The organism is Faecalicoccus sp. LCP19S3_E2 (assembly GCF_052121255.1).
GTDB lineage: Bacteria > Bacillota_I > Bacilli_A > Erysipelotrichales > Erysipelotrichaceae > Faecalicoccus.
This window is the reverse complement of the sequence record NZ_JBQKEP010000032.1, coordinates 1-2,934: the sequence shown is the minus strand read 5'-3', so window position 1 is coordinate 2,934 and position 2,934 is coordinate 1. Positions and strand designations below refer to the sequence as shown.

Below are 2,934 nucleotides of genomic sequence, written 5' to 3'. Positions count from 1 at the left end.
GTTCAAGAATGTTTCGTTGATCATAGGGAATCTCCTTTATATATCAAAGAATATCCCTGAATCTGACGCTATTCATGTTGAATCATCAACTTTTTAGTTGAATTTAGCGAATTTTTTCAAAAAAAAGTCTGAACTTTGAATTTTTATTCGTATATAAAATACAGAAGATCTTCAAAAAGCATATAAAAAAGGAGGTGGAGTGTGAACAAAGACAGTATTACAAAGAAATTATTTGAAGATAAAGAAGTATTCGCAAGCTTTATCAATGGTGTGATCTATCAGGGAAGAAAGAGTCGAAGTCACTCATGAACTTGGCAGTTATAAAAGAAGAATGATCAATCAAGGAAGAGACGAATTAGGAAGTCAAAGAGAAAATGCGTGCATTAGGCTACATAGAACAACAAATACAGGAAATTTATGATTTGTGAGTAGAATGAAACAATAACCATAGTTATCTTATAAACATGAATAATGTCAGTTTTAAAGATAGACTACTCCTAGGAAACGATCTTTGATATAATGACATCGCACGGAGAAACAGAATGAATCAAATTACATTTAAAGAAGCTTGTATGAATTATGGGATTTCTATAGAAGACAAGCAAATTGAACAATTAAAGCGATATATGGAACTTTTATTGGAATGGAACGAGAAGATGAATCTGACGGCCATAACCGATCCGGAAGAAATTTGGGAAAAGCACTTTTTAGATTCAATTCTTCCTTTTAAGTATCTTTCTATTTCCAGTTTTTGTGATGTCGGAAGTGGAGCAGGATTTCCATGCCTGCCGGTGAAGATCGTATTTCCGCAAATACAATGTACGATGATCGAACCGTTACAAAAAAGATGCCGCTTTTTGGAACATGTGATCCAGGAATTAGGCTTAAAAGAAATCGAAGTCTTAAATCTGCGGGCCGAGGATGTTGCCAAAAATCATCGTGAAGTTTTTGACTGCATCAGTGCCAGAGCAGTGGCTCGGTTGAATATCTTATTGGAGCTTTGCACTCCTTTATGTAAAGTAAACGGACGATTGGTCTTCTTGAAAGGGAAAAGTGGACTGGAAGAGCTGGAAGAGGCAAAAAAAGCCATGGAAGTATTAGGGCTTCAATTTGATCGAAGTGAAACACTTCAGATTGAAGATGCGCAACATATCAATTTATATTTCACAAAAAAGAAAAAGACTTCTTTAAAATATCCGAGAAATTATGGACAAATCAAAAAGAAGCCTTTAGGAGGGTAGTATGTCAAAAGTAATTGCGATTTCTAACCAAAAAGGTGGTGTTGGGAAAACGACGACCGCTATCAATTTAAGCAGTGGATTGTCCTATATGGGCAAAAAAGTTCTTTTAATTGACTTTGATGCGCAGGGAAATGCTTCGCAGGGACTTTTGGCTATTACCAAAAGAGGACAGCCAAGCATCTACAATGTGCTTTTAGAAGATATGGATCCAGAACAAGTCATCGTACATAAACAAGAACCAGCTATTGATATTTTACCGGCCAATATAACATTGGCCGGAGCGGATCTGGAACTGGACAAGATTGGCAATGGAAAAGAACAGATTTTAAAAAAACGGTTGGCTTCTATAAAAGATCAATATGACTATATCATTATTGATTGTCCACCCAGCCTGGGAATCTTAAATACCAATGCCTTAACGGCGGCAGACAGCGTATTGATACCGGTTCAGTGTGAATATTATGCATTGGAAGGTGTGACACAGCTTTTATTGACAATCCGTTTGGTTCAGCAACTTTACAATCCAGATCTTAGAATTGAAGGAATCTTAATGACTATGTTTGATATCCGTACAAAACTAAGCGTTGAAGTCTCACAGGATGTACGGCAAAATTTCGGCAAGCAGGTTTATCAGACCAGTATTCCAAGAAATATCAAATTATCTGAAGCACCTTCACGCGGCATGTCCATTTTTGAATATGATGTGACCAGTGCAGGGGCTAAGGCGTATGGAGAACTGACAAAAGAATTAGTAAAACGTAACGAGAGGGGGTAGTGCTTATGGATAATAACCGTTTGGGAAAGGGTTTGAATCAGCTTTTCGGACAGGACATTTCAAAAGTGCTGGATGAGATTCAAAATGGTGAAGTACATACAGAATCACAGGAACAGACAAAAATCGATGTCGATCAGATTCGACCTAATCCTTATCAGCCTCGAAAAGTATTTAATGATGAAGCCTTACAGGAGCTGAGTCAAAGTATTGCACAACATGGGGTGTTTACACCGATCCTGGTAAAAAAGAGCATTCAGGGCTATGATCTGATTGCCGGCGAACGAAGGCTTCGTGCCAGCAAATTAGCAGGATTAAAAGAAATACCGGCGATTGTTGTTAACTTTAGCGATCAGGAAATGATGGAGATCGCTTTACTGGAGAATATTCAGCGAGAAGATCTAAACGTCATCGAAGAAGCAAAAGCGTATGAACAACTTATGCATCGACTGAACTATACGCAGGAGCAACTTGCCAATCGTGTCGGAAAATCCCGAGAACATATCACAAACACGCTTCGTTTGTTGAAGCTGCCGGAAGATGTACAAGATTTGGTTGTACAAAAGAAATTGACAATGGGGCATGTGCGCGCTTTGCTGGGATTAAAAAATGAACTGGATATGCGTAAAGTAGCAAAGCAGGCAATCGAGCAGGGCTTATCGGTTCGTAAAGTCGAACAAATTGTAAAAGATAAGACTTCTAAAAAGGTCACAGAACCAAAACCGGAAGAAGATCCGTATGTTAGAGATGCGAAAAGTAAATTGGAAGAATATTTTCAGACGTCTGTTTCTATTTCAGCACATTCGGTTTCGATTCATTATCAAGACAAGGAAGATTTAACTCGACTTTTAGAGCTTTTACATCTGATTGAGGAAGAGTAATCTTCCTTTTTTTGTGGAGGAATTTGTCAAAGCTTATCTT

Annotated in this window: 3 protein-coding genes; all 3 read left to right on the top strand. The window is 37.9% G+C overall.

Features of this window, described 5'->3' with window-relative positions; genetic code table 11:
* The first annotated feature begins 542 nt into the window (after window positions 1-542).
* Genes rsmG through ACTQX6_RS12530 form a run of 3 tightly spaced genes read left to right on the top strand, consistent with a single transcriptional unit; the run spans window position 543 to window position 2,894 of the window.
* Window positions 543-1,241, top strand: a complete 699-nt coding sequence (rsmG, locus tag ACTQX6_RS12540; RefSeq protein WP_294688635.1) for a 16S rRNA (guanine(527)-N(7))-methyltransferase RsmG — start codon at window positions 543-545, stop codon at window positions 1,239-1,241.
* Window position 1,242: 1 nt separating this feature from the next.
* On the top strand, window positions 1,243-2,016 hold the full coding sequence (locus tag ACTQX6_RS12535) for a ParA family protein (RefSeq protein ID WP_022790161.1): 774 nt from the start codon (window positions 1,243-1,245) through the stop codon (window positions 2,014-2,016).
* A gap of 5 nt (window positions 2,017-2,021) precedes the next feature.
* Entirely contained in the window at window positions 2,022-2,894 is an 873-nt protein-coding gene (locus tag ACTQX6_RS12530) for a ParB/RepB/Spo0J family partition protein (RefSeq protein WP_271998877.1), read from the top strand.
* Window positions 2,895-2,934: the final 40 nt, after the last annotated feature.